Source organism: Oceanimonas pelagia (assembly GCF_030849025.1).
Taxonomy (GTDB): domain Bacteria; phylum Pseudomonadota; class Gammaproteobacteria; order Enterobacterales; family Aeromonadaceae; genus Oceanimonas; species Oceanimonas pelagia.
Genome location: NZ_CP118224.1, coordinates 170,001 through 195,810 on the forward strand (window position 1 = coordinate 170,001; position 25,810 = coordinate 195,810).

A 25,810-nucleotide genomic window follows, 5' to 3' on the forward strand; every position below is an offset into this window, starting at 1 on the left:
ACTTCGGGAGAAGGTACGCTGGAGCGGGTGAAGTCCTTCGCGGATGGAGCCTGAGCCAGTCGCAGTGACCAGGTGGCTGGGACTGTTTATCAAAAACACAGCACTGTGCTAACTCGCAAGAGGACGTATACGGTGTGACACCTGCCCGGTGCCGGAAGGTTAATTGATGGGGTTAGCCGCAAGGTGAAGCTCTTGATCGAAGCCCCGGTAAACGGCGGCCGTAACTATAACGGTCCTAAGGTAGCGAAATTCCTTGTCGGGTAAGTTCCGACCTGCACGAATGGTGTAACCATGGCCACGCTGTCTCCACCCGAGACTCAGTGAAATTGAAATCGCCGTGAAGATGCGGTGTACCCGCGGCTAGACGGAAAGACCCCGTGAACCTTTACTATAGCTTGGCACTGAACATTGACCCTACATGTGTAGGATAGGTGGGAGGCTGTGAAGCGGTGACGCCAGTTGCCGTGGAGCCGACCTTGAAATACCACCCTTGTATGTTTGATGTTCTAACTTGGCCCCGTTATCCGGGGTGAGGACAGTGCCTGGTGGGTAGTTTGACTGGGGCGGTCTCCTCCCAAAGCGTAACGGAGGAGCACGAAGGTTGGCTAAGTACGGTCGGACATCGTACGGTTAGTGCAATGGCATAAGCCAGCTTAACTGCGAGACAGACACGTCGAGCAGGTGCGAAAGCAGGTCATAGTGATCCGGTGGTTCTGAATGGAAGGGCCATCGCTCAACGGATAAAAGGTACTCCGGGGATAACAGGCTGATACCGCCCAAGAGTTCATATCGACGGCGGTGTTTGGCACCTCGATGTCGGCTCATCACATCCTGGGGCTGAAGTCGGTCCCAAGGGTATGGCTGTTCGCCATTTAAAGTGGTACGCGAGCTGGGTTCAGAACGTCGTGAGACAGTTCGGTCCCTATCTGCCGTGGGCGTTGGATGATTGAGAGGGGCTGCTCCTAGTACGAGAGGACCGGAGTGGACGAACCTCTGGTGTTCGGGTTGTCACGCCAGTGGCACTGCCCGGTAGCTAAGTTCGGAATCGATAACCGCTGAAAGCATCTAAGCGGGAAGCGAGCCTCGAGATGAGTCATCCCCAGAGCTTCGAGCTCTCTAAAGGGCCGTCCGAGACCAGGACGTTGATAGGCAGGGTGTGGAAGCGCTGTGAGGCGTGCAGCTAACCTGTACTAATGACCCGTGCGGCTTAACCATACAACACCCAAGAAGTGTGAGGCCTTGCAGGTCGAGACTACAAACAGATTCATCAAACACAGTTTTTTCCGAATTAAGTTTTATGCCTGGCGGCCATAGCGTTGTGGAACCACCTGATTCCATGCCGAACTCAGCAGTGAAACGCAACCGCGCCGATGATAGTGTGGCAGCTGCCATGTGAAAGTAGGTCACTGCCAGGCACCCAATACCAAAAGCCCGATACTCACGTATCGGGCTTTTTTCGTTTCTGCGAGATGGAGTGACCACGGCCAGGCACACTAACCAACTTGGCAGATCCGAATTGATTCGGGCAGGAGACAGCCCCTTGCTCACGCGGGTGGCTTTTTCGTGACGCAATGGCGGATTTCTGCTCGAACGCTCTCTCCTTGCAAGGCCAGCGCTTGCCGAGCGAAGAAAAAAGGCATAGCGTTAAATTGTAATAAAGCTGTCATGGCCCGGTGCTTTAACTGGACCATGACCACGACAAGGGCCTGGCCCGGGGAGCACGCCTATGGACGGCTACGACCGCAAACGCTTTATTCTCGATACCAACGTACTGCTGCACGAACCCCTCTCCATTTACTCCTTTAAGGAACACGACGTCGTTATACCCATGACGGTGCTGGAAGAGCTGGATCGCATCAAGGATCGGCAGAAGGATGTCAGCCGGGACGCACGGGTGGCCATTCGCACCCTGGAGGATATCTTTCACGATGCCACGCCGGAGCAGATTATTGCCGGGGTGCCACTGGGGCTGAAGGACGACGAAGCCTCGGGGCGTATTGCCATTATTTCGGATCGCCACCTGCCGGAAGGCTATGCGGTGTTTACCGACGATGAGGCCGACAACCGCATTATCAATACCGCGCTTTATCTGCAAAAACATCATGGCGGCAGCAAAGCGGTGCTGGTGACCAAGGACATCAACATGCGGCTCAAGGCCAAGGGCGCCGGGCTGGAGCATGTGGAGGACTACCGCTCCGATCAGCTGGTGGACGATATTCGGTTGCTGGCCAAGGGATTCTGCCATGTTGAAGACAGCTTCTGGGATCGGGTGGGCGAGTGTGAAAGCGAAACCCACGGTCGCGAAGTGATCCATACCGTCTCGGAAGAGTTGCTGCCGGGTGCCCATATCAACCAGTACCTGATCGACGATACCGACGATTTTGCCGGCCGGGTGATAGGGAAGGAAAACGGCCATCTTCGTTTTGTGGATTTGGGCCGGGAGCGCATGATGGGACGCAAGGCCTGGGGTATTCAGCCCAAGAACATTTATCAGGCCATGGCCCTGGATGCCCTGCTCGACCCTCATATCGACATGGTGATCCTGACCGGGCCGGCGGGCTGCGGCAAGACCCTGCTGGCCATGGCGTCGGCGCTGGAAATGACCATTGAAAAGGGCATCTACGATCGGGTGATTGTCACCCGCAACACCCCGGAAATTGCCGAGAGCATCGGTTTTCTGCCCGGCTCGGAAGAGGAAAAAATGGCGCCCTGGCTGGCGGCCATCACCGATACCCTGGAAGTGCTGCACAAGCAGGACGAATGCATGGACGGCTCGCTCAGCTACATCATGGGCAAGGCCAATATTCAGTTCAAGTCGGTCAACTTCATGCGCGGGCGCAGTATTCAGAACACCTTTGTGTTGCTGGACGAATGCCAGAACCTGACCGCCTCCCAGCTCAAGACCATTATTACCCGCTGTGGGGAAGGCACCAAGCTGGTGTGCTCGGGCAATCTGGCCCAGATTGACTCCAACTATCTGACCCCGGTGACCTCCGGACTGACCTATATCGTGGAACGCTTCAAGGACTTTGAAGGCAGCGCCAATGTCTACCTTAACGGCGTGATGCGCAGCCGGCTGGCGTCCTTTGCCGAAGAGAACCTGTGAAAATCACACAAGGAGTGAGGCAAGCTCACTCCTTTCCCTTTCCTGTGCACATTCCCAAATAGGCTTTTAATTCGGGGGTACGGGGAGCCAACAGCAGCGCCCGGTCTCCCTGCTCAAGAATACGGCCGTCATGCACATAGGCGATGCGGTCGGCAACCCGCGCCGCCTCTTCCGGATGGTGGGTGACCAGCAGTACGATGAGGCCCAGCCGGGTGGTTTGTTCCCGCAATAACTGCAGCAGTTCAAAACGCAGCGCCGGATCCAGGGCCGAAAAGGGTTCGTCCAGCAGCAGGACCGGCCGGTTGCGCACCAGACAACGGGCCAGACCCACCCGCTGCTGCTGTCCGCCCGACAGTTGTGCCGGCTTGCGCTTCAGCAGCTGAGTAATGTTCAGCTGGGCCGCCACTTGCCGTACCTGTTGTTGCTGGTCGTCGTTCAGGCGCAATCCGGCATCCAGGCCAATGGCGATATTCTGATATACCGTCATGTGCCAGAACAGGTTATTGTCCTGAAACAGGGTGGTCAGGGGGCGCTCGGCTGGTGGAAGGGACAGCAACTCCCGGCCACTCAGTGTCAGGCTGCCCGAGTCGATACCGGCAAAGCCGCCAATCATGGCCAGCAGGGTAGACTTGCCGGCGCCACTGGGACCGAGCAGCGCGGTAATGGTGCCCGGTGCGGCGCTCAGGGAAAAGCACAGACGTTGTTCCGGGTAATGAGCACTCAGGTTAGTCAGCGTGAGCATGCTTGCCTCCCAGTACTCCTTCAATTAGCAGGAACAGTGCCAGGTTCAGGGTCAGCAGCACCAGGGCGGTGGCGGCAGCCTCGGTCATCTGGTAGCTGCCCAGCTGCTGGTACAGCAGCCAGGGCAGGGTCTGCAGGTGCTGATTGCCAAACAGCGCAATGGCGCTGAGATCCCCGAGGGACAGCATCACCGCCAGCGCCAGAGCCAGCGCCAGCGGCCGGCGCAGCAGCGGCCACTCCACCAGGCGAGCCCGGTCCAGGGCGCGCACGTTCAGGCTGGCACACAACCGGTCGTAACGCAGGACTACCTGTTCCATGGGTTGTTGCAGGGTGCGCAGGCCATAGGGCATGGCCATCAGCGCATTGACCAGGATCACCAGCAAGGGACCAAGAGCAAACACATCGGCCACGCCTCGCAGCAGAATAAACAGGCCGGTGGACAACACCACGGCAGGCAGCACCAGAATGACGGAGCCGCCGGCTTCCAGCCCGCCGGCAAGCCGGCGGCGGCCTTCCCTGAGCTTCAGATGCCGGCTGGTGAGCAACAGGCCTGTGGTCAGCAGTACCGACAGCAGGCCGGCGCCAATGGCAATGACCATGGACTGGCTCAGGGCAGACCACAGCCGGGCCGAAACCAGTGCCGGAAGTAACTGCGGATTGAGACCGGCGGTGACGATGGCCAGCAGTGGCGGCAGGAAAATGCTCAGTGCCAGTGTCATCACCAGCGTATCGGTCAGGCGGGTGTGCCACCAGCGGGCGTCATGGCGCGGGCAGCATGGCTGAGCCTCACCCCGGAATGCGGGGGGCTTGCTGACGCGATATTGCAGCCACAGGAAAGCGCCGCAGAACAGCAGTTGCAACAGCGCCAGACTGCCCGCCAGAGGCAGATCGAAGTCGTAGCGCAGGGCCTGATAAATGGCCACTTCCAGGGTGGTGGATTTGGGGCCGCCGCCCAGCGCCATCACGGTGGCAAAGCTGGTGAAGCAGAGCATGAAGATCAGGCTGGCCAGCCCGGGCAGGGCAGCGCGTACCGCCGGCCAGACCAGCCAGCGAAACAGCTGCCGGCTGTTAAAACCCAGCTGGCTGGCCAGCCGCCACTGGCTGGCGGGAATGGCTTCAATGCTTTGTAGCAGAATACGTGCCGCCAGCGGCATATTGAAAAACACGTGGGCCAGCAGAATACCGGTCAGGCCATAAAGGTAGCTGACCGGCTCAACCCCCAGCCATTCCAGCAACCGGTTGCTCCAGCCCTGACGACCGTGCACCGCTACCAGGCCGAACACCACCAGGATCACCGGCAGCACCAGGGTCAGGCCGAACAGCCGCAGCAGCAGAGTGCGGCCGGGAAAGCGCCGGCGCGACAGGGCCTGGGCCAGGGGCAAGGCCAGGCCCAGGCTGAGCAGGGTGGACAGGGCCGCCTGGTAAAAGCTGAACCAGATCACATGGCGCAGGTAGGTGTCGCGCAACAACGGGCTCAGGTCGGCACTGCCCTGCACCAGCAGGGCCGTAATGGGCGCGGCGGTGAGCAACAGAATGGTGCCGGTGCTGAGTGACCCCGGCAGCCACCATAAACGCAATGGCATCAGCGGGTGGTGGCGGCGAGCCACTGACGCAGCCATTGTTTGCGCTGGCTGGCCACTTCCTCGGCAGTAAAGCTCAGCGCCTGCGCGGGTATCACCAGCTCGTCAAAACCGGTGGGCAGCTCGGTGTCGATCACCGGATACATCCAGTTGCCCGCGGGAATGTGCCGCTGAAAGCCCGGGCCGGTCATAAACCGCAGAAACCGGTCGGCCAGCTCGGGCTGGCTGCTGCCCTTGATCTTGCCGGCCACTTCCACCTGCATATAGTGACCTTCTTCAAAGGCGGCGGCCCGGTACTGGTGTTGTTGCTCCGCCTCAATGTGATAGGCCGGCGAGGTGGTGTAGGACAGCACCAGATCGGCCTCGCCCTTGAGGAACATGCCGTAGGATTCGCTCCAGCCCTTGGTCACTGCCACGGTACGCTTGGCCAGGTTTTGCCACACGTCCGGGGCCTGGTCACCATAGAGCTTTTGTACCCACAGCAGCAGGCCCTGGCCCGGAGTGCTGGTGCGGGGATCCTGATACAGCAGGGTCAGTTCGGGACGCTTGAGCAGCTCGGCAAAACTGGCGGGGGGAGTGGCCAGCCGTTCTGTGTTGTAGATAAAGGCGAAATAGCCGTAATCAAAGGGCAGAAAGTAGGGATTGCTCCAGCCGCCGGGCAGGGTCAGCCCGGCGGGCGTCAGGCCATGAGGCTCAATCAGGCCGGTGTCTTCGGCCGCCTGCAGCAGGTTGTTGTCGAGTCCCAGCACCACATCGGCTTTCGTGTTGTCTCCTTCCAGCCGCAGCCGGTTGAGAATGGACACGCCGTCGTCCAGTGCCACCCACTGCAAATCACAGTCACATTCGGCTTCAAAGGCCTGCTCAATGGCCGGCCCGGGCCCCCAGTCGGATGCAAATGAGCTATAGGTATAGATGGTAAGCGTCGGTGTCTGTGCCGCCAGCGGTACGCTGGCCGCCAGCAGCAAGGCAAACAGAGTCTGTTTCACGGGCCACTCCCTGGTTGGGTTTTTGCATCGGGGGGAACACGCTGCTTTTGCCGGCGAGCCCGATTGCAATGGGGTAAGGGCGCTATTGTAGGAAGATTTATCCTGTGAAACCAGCCATTGAAAGGATGAGCCCATGTTATCTGCCAACAAGGAGCAGCGGCTGTTCAGCCGCATTCAAGTCAATGCCACCGTGATCCTGGCCACCACCAGCGAACGTATTCAGGGAACCTGTCTTAACCTGAGTCCGGAAGGCGTGCTGATGGAAGTGGAGTGCGGCCGCTGCAGGCCGGGCCAGCAGTGGCAACTGGTGCTGCCTTCGGCCGGCGAGCGGGTGCCGCCGCTCAAGGCCATGGCCCGGGTGCTGAGGGTGGAAGAAGGCGTAACCAGCGATCTGGTGGCGCTGTTTCTGGAAGATGTGCACTGAACCAGCATGCCAATAAAAACGCCGGCCCAGGCCGGCGTTCTGCATTGTGTTTCAGGTTTACAGCCAGGCCGGCTGCCGGGCCTCGTAGGCGTCGATTTGATCCGCGTGTTGCAGGGTCAGGCCGATATTGTCGAGGCCGTTGAGCAGGCAGTAGCGGCGGAACTCGTCAATCTCGAACGAAAAGGCGTGCTCGCCGGCGCGCACTTCCTGCGCTTCCAGATCCACGGTGATCTCGGCACCCTTGTGGGCGGCCACGTGCTGGAACAGGGCTTCCACCTGCGCTTCGGTCAGCCGCACCGGCACCATGCCGTTGTTGATGGCGTTGCCGTAGAAGATGTCGGCAAAGCTGGGGGCGATCACCGCCTTGAGGCCAAAGTCGGCCAGCGCCCAGGGCGCGTGCTCGCGGCTGGAGCCGCAGCCGAAGTTTTCCCGGGCCAGCAGGATCACCGCCTGATCGTAGGGCGCCTGGTTGAGCACGAACTCGGGGTTCGGCTGCTCGCCGGCGTCATCGAGAAAGCGCCAGTCGTGAAACAGGTGCTTGCCAAAGCCGGACCGGGTCACCTTTTGCAGAAACTGCTTGGGAATGATCTGATCGGTGTCTACGTTGGCCGCATCCAGGGGGGCGGCGATACCGGTTAATTGCTTGAATCCGCTCATACTATTCCCCTTACAGATCCCGAATGTCGACAAAATGACCGAACACGGCGGCGGCGGCGGCCATGGCCGGGCTCACCAGGTGAGTGCGGCCACCCCGGCCCTGACGGCCTTCAAAGTTGCGGTTGCTGGTGGCGGCACAACGCTCGCCCGGCTGCAGCCGGTCGTTGTTCATGGCCAGACACATGGAGCAACCGGGCAGGCGCCATTCAAAACCGGCTTCGATAAAGATCTTGTCCAGGCCTTCGGCTTCGGCCTGGGCCTTGACCTGCTGGGAGCCGGGCACCACCAGCGCCTGTACGCCGGCGGCCACCTTACGGCCTTTGGCGATGGCGGCGGCGGCGCGCAGATCTTCGATGCGGCTGTTGGTGCAGGAGCCGATAAACACCTTGTCGATGCTCACGTCGGTGAGCTTGCCACCGGCGGGAATGTCCATGTACTGCAGGGCCTTGACCGCAGACTGACGCTCAACGGCATCGTCAAAGTCTTCCGGCGCAGGAATGGTGCCGTTCACCGGCATCACCTGGCCCGGGTTGGTGCCCCAGGTGACCTGCGGCGCAATGGCGTTGCCGTCGAGCTCGACCACGGCGTCGAATTCGGCGCCTTCATCGGACTTGAGGGTCTGCCAGTAGGCCACGGCCTGCTCCCACTGCTCGCCTTCGGGAGCGAAGGGACGGCCCTTGAGGTAGTCAAAGGTGGTCTGATCGGGGGCGATAAGACCCGCCTTGGCGCCCAGCTCGATGGCCATGTTACAGATGGTCATGCGCGCTTCCATCGACAGCGCCTCGATGGCGCTGCCGCAGAACTCCACCACATAACCGGTGCCGCCGGCGTGGCCGACCTTGCCGATGATGGCCAGCACCACGTCCTTGGCGCTGATGCCCGGGTTGAGCTCGCCGTTGACCTGAATCTTCATGGTCCTGGCCCGGCCCTGCTTCAGGGTCTGGGTGGCCATGACGTGTTCCACCTCTGAGGTGCCGATACCGAACGCCAGGGCGCCAAAGGCACCGTGGGTGGCGGTGTGGGAGTCGCCGCAGACGATGGTGGTGCCCGGCAGGGTCAGACCCAGCTCGGGGCCGATGACGTGCACTATGCCCTGGTACTTGTGGTGCAGGTCATAGAGGGGCACGCCGAACTCTTCACAGTTCTTGGCCAGGGTTTCCATCTGGATTCGGGCCATTTCACCGGAAGCGGCGATGTCGTTGGTCTCGGTGGAGACGTTGTGATCCATGGTTGCCCAGGTGCGGTCGGGGCGGCGCAGCTTGCGGCCCTTTTCGCGCAGGCCGTCAAAGGCCTGGGGCGAGGTGACTTCGTGCACCAGGTGGCGGTCGATGTACAGCAGCGGGGTTTCGCCGGCTTCGTTGCGCACCAGGTGGGCGTCAAATACTTTCTGGTAAAGGGTCTTGGCCATTAGCTTGCTCTCCGGATACGGGACACGATCTGCTCACCCATTTGACTGGTGGACTGCACCGGATGTTCGGCCTTGTCGCTGTACAGGTCGCCGGTGAAGTAGCCGGCGGCCAGGGTTTCGGCCACGGCGCGCTCAATGGCCTGGGCCGCTTCTTCCTGCTTGAAGCTGTAACGCAGCATCAGGGCGGCGGACAAAATCTGGGCGATGGGGTTGGCAATGCCCTTGCCGGCGATGTCCGGGGCGGAGCCGCCGGCGGGCTCGTACAGGCCAAAGCCCTGATCGTTCAGGCTGACGGAGGGCAGCAGGCCCATGGAGCCGGTAATCATCGCCATTTCGTCGGAGATGATGTCGCCAAACAGGTTGGAGCACAGCAGCACGTCGAACTGGGACGGATCCTTAATGAGCTGCATGGTGGCGTTGTCGATATAGATGTGGTTCAGGGTCACATCCGGGTAATCCCTGGCGACTTCGGTGACCACGTCGCGCCACAGAATGGAGGCCTGCAGTACGTTGGCCTTGTCGACGGAGGTGACGATGCCACGACGGCCCTGAGCCGCCTCAAAGGCCAGGCGGGCGATGCGCTCGATTTCATAGCGGTGATACACTTCGGTATCGAATGCCTTTTCCTGCGGGCCAGAGCCTTCGCGGCCCTTGGGCTGACCGAAGTAGATACCGCCGGTCAGCTCGCGCATGCAGACGATGTCAAAGCCGCGGGCGCTGATGTCGGCGCGCAGCGGTGAAAAGCCTTCCAGCCCCCGGTAGATCTTGGCCGGACGCATGTTGCAGAACAGCTTGAAGTGGCCGCGCAGGGGCAGCAGGGCACCGCGTTCGGGCTGCTCGTTGGGGGGCAGGGCTTCCCATTTGGGGCCACCTACAGAGCCGAACAGCACGGCGTCGGCGGCTTCACAGCCCGCCAGGGTGGCGGCGGGCAGGGGAGTGCCGTGGTTGTCGATGGCGATGCCGCCCACATCATAATGGCTGTATTCCAGTTGCAGGCCGAATTCGGCCTGCACTCTGTCCAGCACACGAATGGCCTCGGCCATCACTTCCGGGCCAATGCCGTCACCCGGCAATACCGCGACCTTGTAGCTTGCGCTCATGTTCACACTGTCTCCATACGTATTTTTTTCTGAATTTCTTCTTTCTTTTCCGCGACCTGCTCGGCCCGGTAAATGCAGTTAATCACGTGCACCAGCGCCTGGGCTGACGACTCGACGATGTCGGTGGCCAGGCCCATGCCGTGGAACTTGCGGCCCTTGTACTCGGCGACGATGTCCACCTGACCCAGCGCGTCCTTGCCTTCGCCTTTGCTCTTGAGCTCGTACTTGTCGATGCGAATGTCGTAACCGGTAACCCGGTTGATGCACTGATACACGGCGTCCACCGGGCCATTGCCGACGGCGGCCTCGTTGACGATGTTGCCGCCCACTTCCATGCGCACGCTGGCGGTGGACATGACGTTGCTGCCGGACTGCACGCTCAGGTACTTGAGCTTGAACTGCTCGGGCTCTTCGTGGATCTGGCTGAAGAACACCAGGGCTTCCAGATCGTAATCAAACACCTGCCCCTTGCGGTCGGCCAATGCCAGGAAGCTGGTGTAGAGGGTGTCGAGATCGTAGTCCTGCTCGCTGTAACCCATCTCGGCCATGCGGTGCTTGATCACGTGGCGGCCGGAGCGGGAGGTCAGGTTGAGCTGGTTTTTGGGCAGACCGATGCTCTCGGGAGTGATGATCTCGTAGGTGTTCTTGTTCTTGAGCACGCCGTCCTGGTGAATGCCGGAGGAGTGGGCAAAGGCGTTGGCGCCGACGATGGCCTTGTTGGGCTGTACCGGCATGTTGCACAGGTTACGCACCAGCTGGCTGGTGCGGTAGATTTCCTGGCTCTTGATGTTGGTGTGCACCCCGAGCAGTTCGCCCCGGGTCTTCATCACCATGGCCACTTCTTCCAGCGAGCAGTTGCCGGCCCGCTCGCCAATGCCGTTGATGGTACATTCAATCTGGCGCGCGCCCTGCTGCACGGCGGCAATGGAATTGGCCACCGACATGCCGAGGTCATCGTGGCAGTGCACGGAAATCACCGCCTGGTGAATATTGGGCACCCGTTCGAACAGGGTCTTGATGATGCCGCCGAACTCGCTGGGCACGGTATAGCCCACGGTGTCGGGAATGTTTACGGTGCGGGCGCCGGCCTTGATCACCGCTTCCACCATGCGGCACAGGTTGTCGATGGGGGTGCGGCCGGCATCCTCGCAGGAGAACTCCACATCGTCGGTGTAGCCGCGGGCGTGCTTGACCGCCGCCACGCTCATTTCCACCACCGAGTCGAAGTCCTTGCGCAGCTTGCTCTGCACATGAATGTCGGAGGTGGAGATAAAGGTGTGAATACGGAACTGATCCGCGACCCGCAGCGCCTCGCCGGCGGCGTCGATGTCGGCCTTGAGGGCGCGGGACAGGGCACAGACCCGGCTGTTCTTGATGTGGCGGGCGATGGTCTGCACCGACTCAAAGTCGCCGGGTGAAGAAATGGGAAAGCCCACTTCCATCACGTCCACACCGAGCCGTTCCAGAGCCTGGGCGATCTGCAGTTTTTCCTTGACGGTCAGGCTGGCGGAAAGCGCCTGTTCACCGTCCCGCAAGGTGGTATCGAATATGATGACTTGGTTCGACATGTCGCTTTCCTCTGTGTATTCGTGCCGCCCGAGGCAGAATGAAAAAAACCCGTGCGGACGGCACGGGTTTTTAAGTGTGAAACTGTGTGAATGATAAATTCCAGCTACGCCTGACCCCGTGCGCTAAAGCACCTTGTCGGTTAGTAGTAGTAGCTGAATTCGCTTTTGCATGGTCACTCACATCAGGAAAGAATCCGTTAACAACGCTATACAGATAACGATTAACGGCAGCGCTGTCAACTTTGTGCCGGCCGGCAATGATGTTGAAATGGTTTAAATATGAATGAAACAACGCCGCGTTATGGTTTTTTGTGCTGTTTAATTGTCTTTTTTGCATTCGTAATACTGCTGTTTAACTGTAATGCCTGTTTATTGTTTTGTTGTTGCTAAATTCTTGAGTGGCCGGACCGGCTGGTGAGGCTTTGAGCACTGGCGCCAGTGGCCATATTTTGTTGGCGCTGTTGCGCCCGGGGCCTCTATGGCAGGCTGTTCCGAGCGAAGCCGACGGATTTGCCAAAGCCCGTAGACAACGGATTTAAAGCAGGTTAAGGTGATTTTTCATCCTTTTTCTGCTTATCTTCAGCTTCGCTGTTGTAAGTTGTTGTTTTATAAATATAAAAAGTCGCTTATTTTGTCATGTTGCCCGGCTGGCGGCCGCGTGTGGCTGTACGAGAGAGTGGCAAGGTGAACGGAGCAGAGCCTGGAGGGCTTTACCATGGAGATGTTATCAGGCGCAGAAATGGTCGTGCGAGCGCTGGAGGACCAGGGGATTGATTACCTGTTTGGTTATCCCGGCGGCTCGGTACTGGACATCTATGATGCCTTGTTTGAAAACAGCAAAATAGAACACGTGCTGGTGCGCCACGAGCAGGCGGCCGTGCACATGGCCGATGGTTATTCCCGGGCCACCGGCAAGGTGGGTACCGTGCTGGTAACCTCGGGGCCGGGCGCGACCAACTGCATTACCGGCATTGCCACCGCCTATATGGATTCCATTCCCCTGGTGGTGCTGTCGGGCCAGGTGCCGACCAACTACATTGGTGATGATGCCTTTCAGGAAACCGACATGATCGGTATTTCCCGCCCCATCGTGAAGCACAGCTTTTTGTGCAAAAAGGCGTCCGACATTCCGCTGGCCATTAAAAAGGCCTATTACATTGCCGCCTCCGGCCGGCCCGGCCCGGTGGTGGTGGACCTGCCCAAGGACATTCAGAATCCCAAGGAAAAGCATCCCTACGTCTACCCCGCGTCGGTGGACATGCGTTCCTACAATCCCACCGGGGTGGGCCACAAGGGCCAGATCAAGAAGGCGATGAAGGCCCTGGCCGCCGCCAAACGGCCGGTGATGTATGTGGGTGGTGGCGCCATTACCGCCGAGGCCAGCAGCCTGGTGGTGCAGCTGGCCGAGCAGTTCAACCTGCCGGTGACCAACACCCTGATGGGCCTGGGCGTGATGCCCGGCACCCACAAGCAGTTTATCGGCATGCTGGGCATGCATGGCACCTATGAAGCCAACAAGACCATGCACAACTCGGATCTGATCCTGGCCATTGGCGCCCGTTTCGACGACCGGGTGACCAACAACGTGGCCAAGTTCTGCCCCCATGCCACCATAGTGCATGTGGACATAGACCCCACCTCCATTTCCAAGACCATTCCGGCACACATTCCCATTGTGGGTTCGGCCGACACCGTGCTGGCGCAGATGCTGGAAGCGATTCGCGAGCTTGGGCTCAAGCCCGACGCTCAGGCGCTGGACGACTGGTGGGTGCAGATCGAGCAGTGGCGGGATCGCAAGTGCCTGAGCTACGAAAAGAGCGACAAATACATCAAGCCCCAGCAGGTGATCGAGTCTGTTTACCGCATCACCGAAGGCAAGGCCATCATCAGCTCCGATGTAGGCCAGCACCAGATGTTTGCCGCGCTCTACTATCCCTACGACAAGCCGCGCCAGTGGATCAACTCCGGTGGCTTGGGCACCATGGGCTTTGGCCTGCCCGCCGCCATGGGCGCCAAGCTGGGCTGTCCCGATGCGGTGTCGGTGTGTGTGACCGGTGACGGCTCCATTCAGATGAACATTCAGGAGCTGTCCACCTGTATGCAGTACAACATACCGGTGAAAATCATCTCCATGAACAACAGCGCCCTGGGCATGGTGAAGCAGTGGCAGAAGATGTTCTATGAAGGCCGCCAGAGTCATTCCTACATGGACTCGCTGCCCGACTTCGTCAAGCTGGCCGAATCCTACGGCCACGTGGGCATGAAGGTGACGGATCCGGCGGAGCTGGACGCGGCCCTGGAGAAGTGTTTCTCCCTGACCGACAAGCTGGTGTTCATGGATATTCAGATCGATCCGGAAGAGCATGTGTACCCCATGCAGATCAAGACCGGAGCCATGGATGAAATGTGGTTGAGCAAAACGGAGCGAACCTGATGCGGCGTATTATTTCCCTGTTGCTGGAAAACGAGTCCGGCGCCCTGAGCCGGGTGGTGGGGCTGTTTTCCCAGCGGGCCTACAACATTGAAACCCTGACCGTGGCGCCCACCGAGGATCCCACCCTGTCGCGCATGACCATCGTCACCAGCGGTGACGAGCGGGTGATCGAGCAGATCACCAAACAGCTCAACAAGCTGGTGGACGTGCTCAAGGTCAGCGATCTGACCGACGGCGATCATATCGAGCGGGAAATCGTGCTGGTCAAGGTGCGTGCCGACGGAGCCAACCGCGACGAGGTCAAGCGCACCGCCGACATCTTCCGCGGCCAGATCGTGGACGTGACTCCGCACCTGTATACGGTGCAGCTGGTGGGCACCAGCGACAAGCTCGACGCCTTTATTCGCAACATGAGCGAAACCACCGAGGTGGTGGAAGTGGTGCGCAGCGGTGTGTGTGGCGTGTCCCGGGGCGAGAAGGCCCTGCGGGCCTGAGCCGCGCCGCCATGTAAAAAAACCGCCTGCGGGCGGTTTTTTTGTGAGTGCGCTTTCGGCCTCACGCTTCGTTTCAAAAAAAGTTGACATTCATTACCAGCGATTGAAAATCAGAGCCAGAGACAAGGGGTGGGAGCCAGCAATGCCAACGGAGAGTGGGACGGCCCGTTCCGGGGCGGCCCGTATGCTGAATACAAGGGCCACGGTGGCCGGGGTAACGGAACAGGATGCCCTGGCCGTTTGTGCCCGGCTGGTGGACGGACTTGCCGCTCTGTATGGCCGGCACAGCGAGGCGGTGCTCTTTCGGCTGGACCAGCCCGAGGGCGTGGCGGTGCGCCTGGCCGGCGGCAATCGCCAGCCGGGTGCCGCCATGAACGATGCCGAGCAACGGCTGCTGGCCGAACTGCAACGCCGGGGAGAAGACCGCCTGTGTCTGACTCACAAGCGCCTGGGCGCGCCGGTGCGCAGCCTGGTGCAGGCGGTGCGTGGTGCCCATGGAGAGCTGGCCGGGCTGCTGTGCCTGCACCTGGATCTGGGCGCGCCCCTGCACCAGCTGATGGCCGATTTGCTGCCGCCGGAAAACGAGCGGCCCCAGGCTTCGGCGGAAAACTTCAGCAACAACGTGGAAGAGCTGGTGACCCTGACGGTGGAGCGGACCATCGAGGCCATCAATGCCGATCCGGACGTGGCCAACAACGCCAAGAACAAGCAAATTGTCACCACCCTGTTTGAAAAAGGCATCTTCGACATCAAGGACGCCATTGCCATGGTGTCGGACAAGCTCAACATTTCCAAACACACTGTCTACCTCTATATCAGGCAGAAAAAACGCGATGACGAGGAGTCGTCGCCCTATAACCAGGAGAACCCATGACTAAAACCGTAATCGCCACCGACCAGGCACCCGCCGCCATCGGCCCCTATGTTCAGGCCACCCGTGTAGGCAACATGGTCTACACCTCCGGTCAGATCCCGCTGGACCCGGCCACCATGGACGTGGTGGAAGGCGGCATTGAAGCCCAGACCAAACAGGTAATGGACAACCTGATGGCGGTGCTGGCCGAAGCCGGCGCCGATGCCAGCAGCGTGGTCAAGACCACCTGCTTCCTGTCCGACATGAACAACTTCCTGGCCTTCAACGAAGTGTATGCCAGCTACTTTGCCGCCGGTGCCCCGGCCCGCTCCTGTGTGGAAGTGGCCCGTCTGCCTAAGGACGTACTGGTGGAAGTGGAAGCCATCGCCCTGGTGAAGTAAGCGTTTCGAGAGCGGCAGTGGCCGCTCTTTTGTTTTATACGGATTATCTTCATGACCGATTCCCCCCTGCGCTTTGCCCTGCTGGTTACCGGCCCCTGCTACGGCACTCAGGCCGCCGCCGATGCCTGGCGTTTTGCCCGTGCGGTGCTGGAGCAGGGACATGTGATCGACAGCGTGTTTTTCTATCAGGAAGGGGTGCATAACGGTAACCGCCTGATGCAGCCCGCCAGCGATGAATTCGATCTGCACCGGGCCTGGGTGGAGCTGGCCGAGCGCCATCAGCTCACCCTCGACCTGTGTGTGGCGGCGGCGCTGCGGCGTGGCCTGTGTGACGATGCCGGGGCCGGCGAGGCGGGGCTGGGGGCCGGCAATGTGGCGGTGCCCTTTCGCCTGAGTGGCCTGGGGGCCCTGGCCCAGGCGGCATTGACCGCCGATCGCGTGGTGCAATTCTGATGAACAAGGTTGCCTTTCTTTTTCATACACCGCCCCACGGCAGCACCGCCGGCCGGGAAGGGCTGGATGCGGTGCTGGCCACCTCGGCCCTGAGCGAGGAGCTGGCGGTATTCTTTATCGGCGACGGTGTCTATCAGCTAAAAAAAGAGCAGGCGCCGGCGGCCATTCACGGCCGGGATTATGCCCCCACCTTTGGCCTGCTGGAGCTGTACGACATCGAACGAGTGTATGTGTGTGCCGAATCGCTGGCTGAGCGGGGCCTGAGCCGGGCCGATCTGTGTATCGACACCATTCTCTGTGATGCCGATGAACTGCGTCGCCGCCTGGGTGAGCACGACGTTCGGCTGACCTTCTGAGGGCCTATGCTGCATACCGTCAAACATTCCCCCTTCAGTCACCACAGTCTGGCGCAGGCACTGCGCCATCTGCAGCCCGGGGATCAGCTGGTGCTGTGGCAGGACGCCGTGATCGCCGCCACCCTGCCGGCCTGGCTGCCCCGGCTGCAGCCCCTGGCCGACGATGGCCGCCTGTATGTGATGCAGGAGGATCTGAGCGCCCGTGGCCTGGCGCCCATTATCGGCGAACCGCTGACCATGGCCGGCCTGGTGGAGCTGATCGTCAGTCAGGGCAGCCCCACAGCGTGGTGACTGGCAAGCGTGCCGGCGCAGGCAGCCCCGCTGCTGTCTGTTTTCCGGGTAATTGTATAAATCTTGACTTGCCCTCGGGGCGAGCATAGAATTTTGCGTCCCCGCTTTTGGGGATGGATTTTTTCAACTGTAGAACGACATTATCAGGAGCTGTTAATGGCAACTATTAACCAGCTGGTGCGCAAGCCTCGCCAACAAGCCGTTGCTAAAAGCAACGTGCCGGCGCTGGAAGCCTGCCCGCAAAAGCGCGGCGTGTGCACCCGCGTATACACCACCACTCCGAAGAAGCCGAACTCCGCACTGCGTAAAGTGTGCCGTGTTCGTCTGACCAACGGCTTCGAAGTGAACTCCTACATCGGTGGTGAAGGCCACAACCTGCAGGAGCACTCCGTTGTTCTGATCCGCGGTGGTCGTGTAAAAGACCTTCCCGGTGTGCGTTACCACACCGTGCGCGGCGCGCTGGACACCTCCGGTGTTTCCGCCCGTCGTCAGGGCCGTTCCAAGTACGGCGCCAAGAAGCCCAAGGCTTAATGGTTCTCCGTTAAGTAAGGCCAAACATTTATTTTTTTAACCTGTTTTGTTTTGGGTTATTCCTGAAGTTACGGAGAGTTTGCAATGCCAAGACGTCGCGTAATCGGCCAGCGTAAAATCCTGCCGGATCCCAAGTTCGGATCCGAACTGCTGGCCAAGTTTGTAAACGTAGTAATGGTAGACGGCAAGAAGTCTACCTCTGAAAAGATTGTTTACGGTGCTCTGGACATCGTTGCCGCCAAGACCAACAAAGAGCACCTGGCGCTGTTCGAAGAAGCCCTGGACAATGTTCGTCCTACTGTTGAAGTTAAATCCCGCCGGGTAGGTGGCTCCACCTATCAGGTGCCCGTTGAAGTGCGCCCCGTGCGTCGCAACGCCCTGGCCATGCGCTGGCTGGTGGAAGCTGCGCGCAAGCGCGGCGAAAAATCCATGGCCCAGCGTCTGGCTGGCGAGCTGATGGATGCCTCTGAAAACAAAGGCTCCGCGGTCAAGAAGCGTGAAGACGTTCACCGCATGGCCGAAGCCAACAAGGCCTTCGCTCACTACCGCTGGTAATGAGAGCGGGCGCGGCCCAGGCCGCGCCCCTTGTGGCTCACTAAGGACATTCGACCTTGGCAAGAGGATCTTATTGTGGCTCGTACAACCCCGATTGAGCGCTATCGTAACATCGGTATCAGTGCTCACATTGACGCCGGCAAGACCACGACCACCGAGCGCATCCTGTTCTACACCGGTGTAAGCCATAAACTGGGTGAGGTTCATGAGGGCGCCGCCACCATGGACTGGATGGAGCAGGAGCAGGAGCGTGGCATCACCATTACGTCTGCAGCGACCACCTGTTTCTGGGACGGCATGGATCACCAGTTCCCCCAGCATCGCATCAACATCATCGACACCCCCGGACACGTGGACTTCACCATTGAAGTGGAACGTTCCATGCGGGTGCTCGACGGTGCTGTCATGGTATATTGCGCCGTGGGTGGTGTTCAGCCCCAGTCCGAGACGGTATGGCGTCAGGCCAACAAATACCACGTTCCCCGTATTGCCTTCGTCAACAAGATGGACCGTACCGGTGCCAACTTTCTGCGCGTGGTCGAGCAAATCAAGACCCGCCTGAAAGGGACGCCCGTGCCGGTGCAGCTGCCCATTGGCGCCGAAGAGCACTTCAAGGGCGTGGTTGACCTGGTCAAGATGAAGGCCATCGACTGGAACGACGACGACAACGGCACCACCTTTGTCTATCACGACATTCCTGCCGAGCTGCAGGAGCTGGCCGAGGAGTGGCACCAGAACCTGGTGGAAGCCGCCGCCGAAGCCAGTGAAGAGCTGATGGAAAAGTACCTGGAAGAAGGCGAGCTGAGCGAGGAGGAGATCAAATCCGGCCTGCGCAGCCGCGTGCTCAACAATGAGATCATCCTGGTGACCTGTGGCTCCGCGTTCAAGAACAAGGGCGTACAGGCCATGCTCGACGTGGTGGTGGAATACCTGCCGTCGCCGGTGGAAGTACCTGCCATCGCCGGTGTGAAGGAAGACGGCGAAACGCCCGACACCCGTCCCGCCGACGACGCCGCGCCCTTTGCGGCGCTGGCGTTCAAGATCGCCACCGATCCCTTTGTGGGCAACCTGACCTTCTTCCGCGTGTATTCCGGTGTGGTCAACACCGGCGATACCGTGGTGAATCCGGTCAAGGGCAAGCGTGAGCGCATTGGCCGCATCGTACAGATGCACGCCAACAAGCGTGACGAGATCAAGTCCGTGTGCGCCGGCGACATCGCCGCCGCCATCGGCCTGAAGGACGTGACCACCGGCGACACCCTGTGTGCCCCGGAGGCGCCGATCATTCTGGAGCGGATGGAATTCCCCGAGCCGGTGATCTCCGTTGCGGTCGAGCCGAAAACCAAGGCCGACCAGGAGAAAATGGGTCTGGCCCTGGGCCGCCTGGCTCAGGAAGATCCCTCGTTCCGGGTCTGGACCGACGAAGAGTCCGGTCAGACCATTATCGCCGGCATGGGCGAACTGCACCTCGATATCATCGTGGACCGCATGAAGCGCGAGTTCAAGGTGGAGGCCAACGTGGGCAAACCCCAGGTGGCCTTCCGTGAAACCATTCGTGGTTCCGTGGAGCAGGAAGGCAAGTTCGTGCGTCAGTCCGGCGGTCGTGGTCAGTTTGGTCACGTCTGGATCAAGATCGAGCCCCAGGAAGAGGGCGCCGGCTACACCTTCGTGAACGCCATTGTGGGCGGTGTGATTCCCAAGGAATACATTCCGGCCGTGGACAAGGGCATTCAGGAGCAGATGAAGCAGGGCGTGCTGGCAGGCTACCCGATTGAAGACATCAAGGTAACCCTGTTCGACGGCTCGTTCCACGATGTTGACTCTTCCGAAATGGCCTTTAAGATCGCCGGCTCCATGGCGTTCAAGGCGGGTTTCATGAAGTGTAACCCGGCTCTGCTCGAGCCCATGATGAAGGTGGAAGTGGAAACGCCGGAAGACTATATGGGTGATGTGATCGGCGATGTGAACCGTCGTCGTGGCATCATCGAAGGCATGGAAGACGGCCCCAGCGGCAAGATTGTGAACGCCCTGGTTCCGCTGTCCGAAATGTTCGGTTACGCTACCGACCTGCGTTCGCAGACTCAGGGCCGTGCTTCCTACTCCATGGAGTTTGCCAAGTACGCCGAAGTGCCCGCGAACATGGCCGAGGCAGTCATTGCTGCCCGCCGAGGTTAATTAATCTTTGTTAAATCTTCCCGTCCGTCGTTTCGGACGGGAGCAAATCAGGAAGGACTAGTCCGTGTCTAAAGAAAAATTTGAACGTACGAAACCGCACGTTAACGTTGGTACCATCGGCCACGTTGACCACGGTAAAACCACTCTGACCGCTGCCATCACCAACGTGCTGGCCAAGAAGTTCGGCGGTGCCGCCCGTGCTTTCGATCAGATCGACAACGCTCCGGAAGAAAAGGCCCGTGGTATCACCATCGCCGCTTCCCACGTTGAGTACGACACCGAAACCCGTCACTACGCTCACGTTGACTGCCCCGGCCACGCCGACTACGTGAAAAACATGATCACCGGTGCTGCCCAGATGGACGGCGCGATCCTGGTAGTTGCCGCCACCGACGGCCCCATGCCGCAAACCCGTGAGCACATCCTGCTGGCTCGCCAGGTAGGCGTTCCTTACATCATCGTGTTCATGAACAAGTGCGACATGGTTGATGACGAAGAGCTGCTCGAACTGGTTGAGATGGAAGTTCGTGAACTGCTGTCCGAGTACGATTTCCCGGGCGACGACATTCCGGTTATTCAGGGCTCTGCTCTGAAGGGCCTGGAAGGCGATGCTCAGTGGGAAGAGAAAATCCTGGAACTGGCCGCTGCTCTGGATTCCTACATCCCCGAGCCCGAGCGTGCCGTTGACGGTGCCTTCCTGCTGCCGATCGAAGACGTATTCTCCATCCAGGGTCGTGGTACCGTTGTTACCGGTCGTGTAGAGCGCGGTATCATCAAGGTGGGTGAAGAAGTTGAAATCGTGGGTATCAAAGACACCACCAAGACCACCTGTACCGGCGTTGAAATGTTCCGCAAGCTGCTGGACGAAGGCCGTGCCGGTGAGAACGTAGGTGTTCTGCTGCGTGGTACCAAGCGTGAAGACGTTGAGCGTGGTCAGGTTCTGGCCAAGCCGGGCTCCATCACCCCGCACACCGACTTCGAATCCGAAGTATACGTACTGTCCAAGGACGAAGGTGGCCGTCACACTCCGTTCTTCAAGGGCTACCGTCCGCAGTTCTACTTCCGTACCACCGACGTGACCGGTACCATCGAACTGCCGGAAGGCGTTGAAATGGTTATGCCTGGCGACAACATCAAGATGGTTGTAAGCCTGATCGCCCCCATCGCGATGGAAGACGGTCTGCGCTTCGCTATCCGTGAAGGTGGCCGCACCGTAGGCGCCGGCGTTGTAGCCAAGATCATCAAGTAATTGATGTCTGGCGCAACCCGCGCTGCAAAAAAGGAGGCTTCGGCCTCCTTTTTTCGTTCTTGCGCTTGTGTCCATGCCTTTATGTTAATAATTTCTAATTTAAAGGCATGGCTGCCGTGCTCAGGTGAGCCGTGCAGATGAGACATCAGCGAGGACAGGTACATGGACATCAGACAGGTTACTCCGGACTTTGCGGTGGCGGATCAGGTGACCGCCGGCGATCTGGCTCGGCTTAAGGCGCTGGGATACCACACCCTGATCTGCAACCGCCCCGACGGCGAAAGCGCCGGCCAGCCAGCCGCCGAGACGCTGGCCGGACAGGCGAGGGCATTGGGCTTTGCCTGGGAGTGGATACCCATCAGCTCCGGCGACTTTACCGACGAAGCCATCAATGGCTTTGCTGCCGCCCTGGAGCACCATCAGGGCCCGGTGCTGGCGTTCTGCCGCACCGGTACCCGCTCCATCACCCTGTGGGCGCTGTCGCAGGCAGCACGGCAGCCGGCAGAGGCGCTGCTGCAGCAGTGCGCCGCCGCCGGCTATGACCTGTCGGCGCGGAAGGAGCAGCTCGTTGCCAGGCGGCAAGACTGAGCCCGGCATCATGTTGTGAGCCGACGTCGTTTTTTTCAACAAAATTAACTTGCACTGATAACTGCTATCATTTAGATTTGTCCTGAACGCGGAGGACATTATTCATGTATGTGTGTTTGTGCAAGGGCATTACCGAACGCCAGTTGAAAGAAGCCATTGCCGAGGGGAATACCGAGTTTATGGATCTCAAGCGTGAGCTGGGGGTCGGCTCCCAGTGCGGCAAATGCATTCCCGTGGCGCTGGCCATTCTGGCGGAAGAAACCGCCAAGAACGCCGTCTATTACGAAGTGGCCTGACCGCCTCCGCTCCCCTCTGCAAAAGCTCCTTCGGGAGCTTTTTGTCGTTATGGGCCGGAAAGCCCGTACGCCGGTCCTCTTAGCCCCGACCCAGCTGCTTGTAGGCGTAGCGGGGCCGTGTGTTCAGGATCTGGCTTTTCTGCTCTTCGGTCATGTTGGACGGGTTCAGCCCCAGCACGCGAAAGGTGAGCAGAGGGCGGGCTTCCAGGGTGATCATCAGTGGCTTGATGGCCTGCAGACTGTGTTCACCCGGTTCGCCGTAGGCATAGGTGAGAATGCCCTGCTCCAGCAGATTTTTGACGCTGGGCTCGTTGACCGGCAATTTTATGACGCTGCGGCGCTGGATCACAAACTCCCGCAATACCGCCTTTTCGCTGGCATCCAGGTATTCCAGCAGCTCTTTCAGCAGCTTTTGCCGGGTCAGCCGTTGTTTACGATAAAACACATGCTGGAACAGCAGCAGGGCGCCAATGGACAAAAAATAGGTGGCCGACAGTACCATGGCCAGCACAAACAGCAGCCGGTATTCCCCCAGCCAGGCGCCAAAGGGGCCGGAAAACAGCCGCTCCGGCAGCAGGGTGATCATCAGGCAGCTCAGCATCAACCAGCACATGAACCAGTTCAGCGTGGAAACCTGTCGCAGCTCCGGCATTGTTTTGTTCTCCGTTGAATGATGCCTGTGCCGGGGTTGAGCAATATTCGTGCCATAAGCATAGTTGTGAAGGCGGCGACTGGCGTCAGGGGGCTCATGTTAAAAATGCGGCCGGGGTAGCGCAAAGGTGACGGGAAAATTATCTTTATATTAAACGTATACAAATATCTGTTAACTTTGTCGCGATTTTGTGTTTTATTAGTCTCCAGTTGGTAATACTTTAGTATGGCTAGACAGGGAGTCATTGAGTAATGAATACGGTTTCACTTGAACAGGCACTGGCAATCACTCAGGGCGCGCTGCAACGAGGCAAGGAAATGTCGGCGGCGCCACTGACCGTGGCGGTGCTCGACAGTGCCGGAGTGCTGGTGTCGCTGCAGCGGGAAGATACCGCCAGCTTGATGCGTCCCGATATCGCCATTGCCAAGGCCTGGGGCTCCATTGCGCTGGGCCGCAGCTCCCGTGGTCTGGCAGAAATGGCGGCAGCCCGGCCGGGCTTTATGCAGTCGCTCAACACCCTGGGTGAAGGCAAAATTCTGCCCGCACCGGGTGGTGTGCTGATCCGCGATGAAAACAATCTGATCATCGGTGCCGTGGGCATCACAGGTGACCTGTCCGATGTGGACGAGGCCTGTGCCGTGGCCGGCATCGAAAAGGTGGGCCTGAAGGCCGACTGCAGCTAACCGGCATTGTTGTACCAACCTGTTGTTTTGGTCGAGGGGTAACCTTGGTTACTCTTTTTTCGCGCTCACCTGTGGTGGGCGTTTTTTTTATGCATTTCGGCCGGATTCCGGTATGGTTGGCAAAAAACACAGCCACCCGGTGTGGCCGGAGCCTAAAAACAAGCATGTCACGGATAAGAGCCAAAAACGAAGAAAAGATCATACGCGCCGCCAGCCGGGTGTTTGCCGAGCATGGCTACGCCGCCACCAAGACCGCCGATATCGCCAAACTGGCGCAGTTGCCCAAGCCCAACATCTATTACTACTTCGGCAGCAAGGAAAACCTGTACCGGGCGGTGCTGGAGAGCGTGACCGAGCCGCTGCTGGCGGCCTCGGCCCCGTTTGAGGAAAACACGGATCCGGTGGTGGCGCTGACCGCTTACATTCGCGCCAAGCTGCTGATCTCCCGGGACTACCCCCATGCCTCCAAGGTGTTTGCCAGCGAAATCATGCACGGCGCCCCGCACCTGCCGGAAGACATCATCGCCCGCCTGAGTGCGCAGACTCAGGCCCTGAGTGACAAGCTGAGTCACTGGATGGGGCAGGGGCTGATCGCCCGCCTTGAGCCCCGGCACCTGCTGTTTGCGATCTGGGCCTCCACTCAGACCTACGCCGACTTCAACTGGCAGATCACCATGGCGCTGGGCAAGGAAGAGCTGGACGACGGCGATTTTGATCAGGCCGCCGAGGTGATCACCCGGCTGGTGATTGAAGGTTGCCGGGTGAGGCCACTGGCCGAGGCCTGAACCCGCTAGCCGGGCTGATTCTTGGCCTGGTTGCCCAACTCCCGATCCGGCATGGCAAATCCCAGCAGCAAGCAGATAAGGCCATAGGCCGACAACGAGGCATACACAGATGTCGTCCAGTCGGTGAGCTGCTGCTGGTACTGCCAGCCCAGCCAGATAACCCCGAGCGTACCGCCCAGGGAGCGGCAGAAGTTCATCAGTGCCAGCCCCGCGCCCAGCTGGTTGGATGGCAGGGCGTTCTGCACCGCAATGGAGCAGGCTACTATCAGAAAACCGATGCCGATGCCGCCGGCAATCAGGCCGCCATAAAGCCAGATCCCGTTCAGCCACTGGCCGACCAGCCCCCACAACACCACGCAACCCAACCCCAGCAACAGCCCGCCGGCCCATGGAAAGGGACGGCAATAACCCGCATGGGCGATGCGTTTGCCGCTGACAAAGGTGCCGGCGGTCACGCTCAGAATAAACCACAGCAACACGCGGCTGGTGTCATCCGGGCTCAGCCCCCGCTGCTGTTCCAGCGCCAGCGGAACATACACCAGCAGCCCCAGGCGCACCCCTTCCGACAGCGCCAGCAGCAACACCGCAATGGCCATCAGCCGGTTGCCGAGCAGACGCAGCGGCAGCACCGGGTGCGGATGGTGCCATTGTTGCACCAGTAACAGCAGGCTGAGCAGGGCGGCGCCGGTCACCAGAGCCGGTTGAAACGGCGCCAGGGCCGGCAGCAGCTCGGCGGTATGGGTGGACAGACCCCAGCCGGCCCCGGCCAGCAGCAGCAGTATCATGCCTGCATGATCCGGCGTGCTGCGGGCGCCAGCGTGCCCCAGTCCCTGTAATGCCCGGTAGCTTACCGCCATCGCCAGCAGTCCCAGAGGCAGTTTGAACAGAAACAGCCAGCGCCAGTCAAAGCGGGCTACCAGAAAGGCCCCCAGCAGTGGCCCGGCGATACTGGACACCGCAAACAGGGTGGAGATCAGCCCCTGGTAGCGGCCCACCTGACGGGGCGGAATCACGTCGGCAATGACCGCGAACGACAGCGCGATCAGACCGCCGCCGCCCAGCCCGGTGAGCAGCCGGGTGGTCAGCAGCAGTGGCAGGCTGTCGGTGAGCGCACTGGCCAGAGAGCCGATGGTAAAGAGCCCAAGAGCGGCGGTCAGGCAGGGACGACGGCCAAAACGATCGCTCAGCCGGCCATACACCGGCATGGTCAGGGTCATGGTAAACAGGTAACCGCTCACCAGCAGCGGCGCCAGGGCGGGTGCGTCAAAAAGTTGCCCCAGGCGGGAAATGGCCGGCATCAGCAGGGTGATCTCGAGCGCGCCCAGCATGATGGCCAGGGCCACACCGGCAAACACCAGGTGCGCCTGCCGGCTCTGCCGGTGTGTCTTTGTTTCAGACATGATAAACATTGCTCCCACTACACTTGAAGAAAAGGCCGCATGCC

Annotated in this window: 26 protein-coding genes and 2 rRNA genes (1 of these 28 running past the window's edge); 19 read left to right on the top strand and 9 right to left on the bottom strand. The window is 60.0% G+C overall.

Translation table 11 applies throughout. From position 1 onward, the window contains the following. The 3 genes from PU634_RS00830 to PU634_RS00840 form a co-directional block, all read left to right on the top strand. A 23S ribosomal RNA gene (locus PU634_RS00830) occupies nt 1-1,215 on the top strand (it extends 1,673 nt beyond the left edge of the window). 85 nt (nt 1,216-1,300) lie between these two features. Continuing rightward, nucleotides 1,301-1,415: ribosomal RNA gene (gene rrf, locus PU634_RS00835) — 5S ribosomal RNA — on the top strand. A gap of 311 nt (nt 1,416-1,726) precedes the next feature. Beyond that, complete coding sequence (locus tag PU634_RS00840) at nt 1,727-3,106, top strand: PhoH family protein (protein ID WP_306762196.1); 1,380 nt, start codon at nt 1,727-1,729, stop codon at nt 3,104-3,106. A 25-nt stretch (nt 3,107-3,131) separates the two neighbouring features. Here the strand turns inward: PU634_RS00840 and thiQ are convergent, their stop codons facing one another. From thiQ to thiB, 3 genes are read right to left on the bottom strand one after another with little or no spacing between them, the layout of a single operon-like run. Then, nucleotides 3,132-3,848, bottom strand: a complete 717-nt coding sequence (thiQ, locus tag PU634_RS00845; RefSeq protein ID WP_306762197.1) for a thiamine ABC transporter ATP-binding protein — start codon at nt 3,846-3,848, stop codon at nt 3,132-3,134. Beyond that, nucleotides 3,832-5,466, bottom strand: a complete 1,635-nt coding sequence (gene thiP, locus PU634_RS00850) for a thiamine/thiamine pyrophosphate ABC transporter permease (RefSeq protein ID WP_306762198.1) — start codon at nt 5,464-5,466, stop codon at nt 3,832-3,834. The genes thiQ and thiP overlap by 17 nt, the downstream gene beginning before the upstream one ends. Next, nucleotides 5,430-6,401 (bottom strand): thiamine ABC transporter substrate binding subunit, encoded by a 972-nt coding sequence (gene thiB, locus PU634_RS00855; protein ID WP_306763634.1) that lies wholly within the window; start codon nt 6,399-6,401, stop codon nt 5,430-5,432. Before thiB ends, thiP begins: the two co-directional genes overlap by 37 nt. Nucleotides 6,402-6,546: 145 nt before the next feature. Between thiB and PU634_RS00860 the strand changes: the two genes are divergently transcribed. Further along, entirely contained in the window at nt 6,547-6,837 is a 291-nt protein-coding gene (locus tag PU634_RS00860; protein WP_306762199.1) for a PilZ domain-containing protein, read from the top strand. A gap of 57 nt (nt 6,838-6,894) precedes the next feature. On the opposite strand, the gene leuD is transcribed toward PU634_RS00860, so the two are convergent. The 4 genes from leuD to leuA are packed head-to-tail and all read right to left on the bottom strand — an operon-like array spanning nt 6,895 to nt 11,570. Beyond that, the gene (gene leuD, locus PU634_RS00865) at nt 6,895-7,494 is read right to left on the bottom strand and encodes a 3-isopropylmalate dehydratase small subunit (RefSeq protein ID WP_306762200.1); all 600 of its coding nucleotides are present in this window, start codon (nt 7,492-7,494) and stop codon (nt 6,895-6,897) included. A 10-nt stretch (nt 7,495-7,504) separates the two neighbouring features. Beyond that, nucleotides 7,505-8,902: a 3-isopropylmalate dehydratase large subunit gene (leuC, locus tag PU634_RS00870; protein ID WP_306762201.1), complete on the bottom strand. Its 1,398-nt coding sequence runs from the start codon at nt 8,900-8,902 to the stop codon at nt 7,505-7,507. Beyond that, entirely contained in the window at nt 8,902-10,002 is a 1,101-nt protein-coding gene (leuB, locus tag PU634_RS00875; protein ID WP_306762202.1) for a 3-isopropylmalate dehydrogenase, read from the bottom strand. Before leuB ends, leuC begins: the two co-directional genes overlap by 1 nt. 2 nt (nt 10,003-10,004) lie before the next feature. Beyond that, a complete protein-coding gene (leuA, locus tag PU634_RS00880) occupies nt 10,005-11,570 on the bottom strand; it encodes a 2-isopropylmalate synthase (RefSeq protein ID WP_306762203.1) in 1,566 nt (521 codons plus the stop codon). Nucleotides 11,571-12,285: 715 nt separating this feature from the next. Here leuA and PU634_RS00885 point away from each other — a divergent pair. The 13 genes from PU634_RS00885 to PU634_RS00945 all read left to right on the top strand — a co-directional run bounded on the left by PU634_RS00885 (nt 12,286) and on the right by PU634_RS00945 (nt 22,246). After that, nucleotides 12,286-14,004, top strand: a complete 1,719-nt coding sequence (locus PU634_RS00885; RefSeq protein WP_306762204.1) for an acetolactate synthase 3 large subunit — start codon at nt 12,286-12,288, stop codon at nt 14,002-14,004. Then, the gene (gene ilvN, locus PU634_RS00890; RefSeq protein ID WP_306762205.1) at nt 14,004-14,498 is read left to right on the top strand and encodes an acetolactate synthase small subunit; all 495 of its coding nucleotides are present in this window, start codon (nt 14,004-14,006) and stop codon (nt 14,496-14,498) included. Before PU634_RS00885 ends, ilvN begins: the two co-directional genes overlap by 1 nt. Nucleotides 14,499-14,682: 184 nt before the next feature. Beyond that, on the top strand, nt 14,683-15,372 hold the full coding sequence (locus tag PU634_RS00895; RefSeq protein WP_306762206.1) for a helix-turn-helix transcriptional regulator: 690 nt from the start codon (nt 14,683-14,685) through the stop codon (nt 15,370-15,372). After that, nucleotides 15,369-15,752 (top strand): RidA family protein, encoded by a 384-nt coding sequence (locus PU634_RS00900; protein ID WP_306762207.1) that lies wholly within the window; start codon nt 15,369-15,371, stop codon nt 15,750-15,752. The genes PU634_RS00895 and PU634_RS00900 overlap by 4 nt, the downstream gene beginning before the upstream one ends. A 51-nt stretch (nt 15,753-15,803) precedes the next feature. After that, nucleotides 15,804-16,205, top strand: a complete 402-nt coding sequence (gene tusD / locus PU634_RS00905; protein ID WP_306762208.1) for a sulfurtransferase complex subunit TusD — start codon at nt 15,804-15,806, stop codon at nt 16,203-16,205. Further along, nucleotides 16,205-16,561: a sulfurtransferase complex subunit TusC gene (tusC, locus tag PU634_RS00910; protein WP_306762209.1), complete on the top strand. Its 357-nt coding sequence runs from the start codon at nt 16,205-16,207 to the stop codon at nt 16,559-16,561. The genes tusD and tusC overlap by 1 nt, the downstream gene beginning before the upstream one ends. Nucleotides 16,562-16,567: 6 nt before the next feature. Then, nucleotides 16,568-16,852 carry a sulfurtransferase complex subunit TusB gene (tusB, locus tag PU634_RS00915; RefSeq protein WP_306762210.1) on the top strand — a complete coding sequence of 95 codons (285 nt, stop codon included), beginning with the start codon at nt 16,568-16,570 and terminating at the stop codon, nt 16,850-16,852. A gap of 156 nt (nt 16,853-17,008) precedes the next feature. Then, nucleotides 17,009-17,383, top strand: a complete 375-nt coding sequence (gene rpsL, locus PU634_RS00920) for a 30S ribosomal protein S12 (protein WP_014293656.1) — start codon at nt 17,009-17,011, stop codon at nt 17,381-17,383. 84 nt (nt 17,384-17,467) lie between these two features. Next, entirely contained in the window at nt 17,468-17,938 is a 471-nt protein-coding gene (gene rpsG / locus PU634_RS00925; RefSeq protein ID WP_306762211.1) for a 30S ribosomal protein S7, read from the top strand. Between the two features lie 75 nt (nt 17,939-18,013). Beyond that, nucleotides 18,014-20,113: an elongation factor G gene (gene fusA / locus PU634_RS00930; RefSeq protein ID WP_306762212.1), complete on the top strand. Its 2,100-nt coding sequence runs from the start codon at nt 18,014-18,016 to the stop codon at nt 20,111-20,113. A 64-nt stretch (nt 20,114-20,177) separates the two neighbouring features. Continuing rightward, nucleotides 20,178-21,362, top strand: a complete 1,185-nt coding sequence (gene tuf, locus PU634_RS00935) for an elongation factor Tu (RefSeq protein WP_306762213.1) — start codon at nt 20,178-20,180, stop codon at nt 21,360-21,362. A gap of 162 nt (nt 21,363-21,524) precedes the next feature. Beyond that, entirely contained in the window at nt 21,525-21,950 is a 426-nt protein-coding gene (locus tag PU634_RS00940) for a protein tyrosine phosphatase family protein (protein WP_306762214.1), read from the top strand. Between the two features lie 104 nt (nt 21,951-22,054). Then, nucleotides 22,055-22,246: a bacterioferritin-associated ferredoxin gene (locus PU634_RS00945; RefSeq protein ID WP_107851804.1), complete on the top strand. Its 192-nt coding sequence runs from the start codon at nt 22,055-22,057 to the stop codon at nt 22,244-22,246. A gap of 79 nt (nt 22,247-22,325) precedes the next feature. Here PU634_RS00945 and PU634_RS00950 read toward each other — a convergent pair whose 3' ends face one another. After that, complete coding sequence (locus PU634_RS00950) at nt 22,326-22,898, bottom strand: superinfection exclusion B family protein (protein ID WP_306762215.1); 573 nt, start codon at nt 22,896-22,898, stop codon at nt 22,326-22,328. A gap of 251 nt (nt 22,899-23,149) precedes the next feature. Between PU634_RS00950 and PU634_RS00955 the strand changes: the two genes are divergently transcribed. After that, a complete protein-coding gene (locus tag PU634_RS00955) occupies nt 23,150-23,581 on the top strand; it encodes a GlcG/HbpS family heme-binding protein (RefSeq protein WP_306762216.1) in 432 nt (143 codons plus the stop codon). 164 nt (nt 23,582-23,745) lie between these two features. Continuing rightward, a complete protein-coding gene (locus PU634_RS00960; protein ID WP_306762217.1) occupies nt 23,746-24,366 on the top strand; it encodes a TetR/AcrR family transcriptional regulator in 621 nt (206 codons plus the stop codon). Nucleotides 24,367-24,371: 5 nt separating this feature from the next. Here the strand turns inward: PU634_RS00960 and PU634_RS00965 are convergent, their stop codons facing one another. Next, nucleotides 24,372-25,766, bottom strand: coding sequence for an MFS transporter (locus tag PU634_RS00965; protein WP_306762218.1), 1,395 nt, complete (start codon nt 25,764-25,766; stop codon nt 24,372-24,374). Between the last annotated feature and the right edge of the window lie 44 nt (nt 25,767-25,810).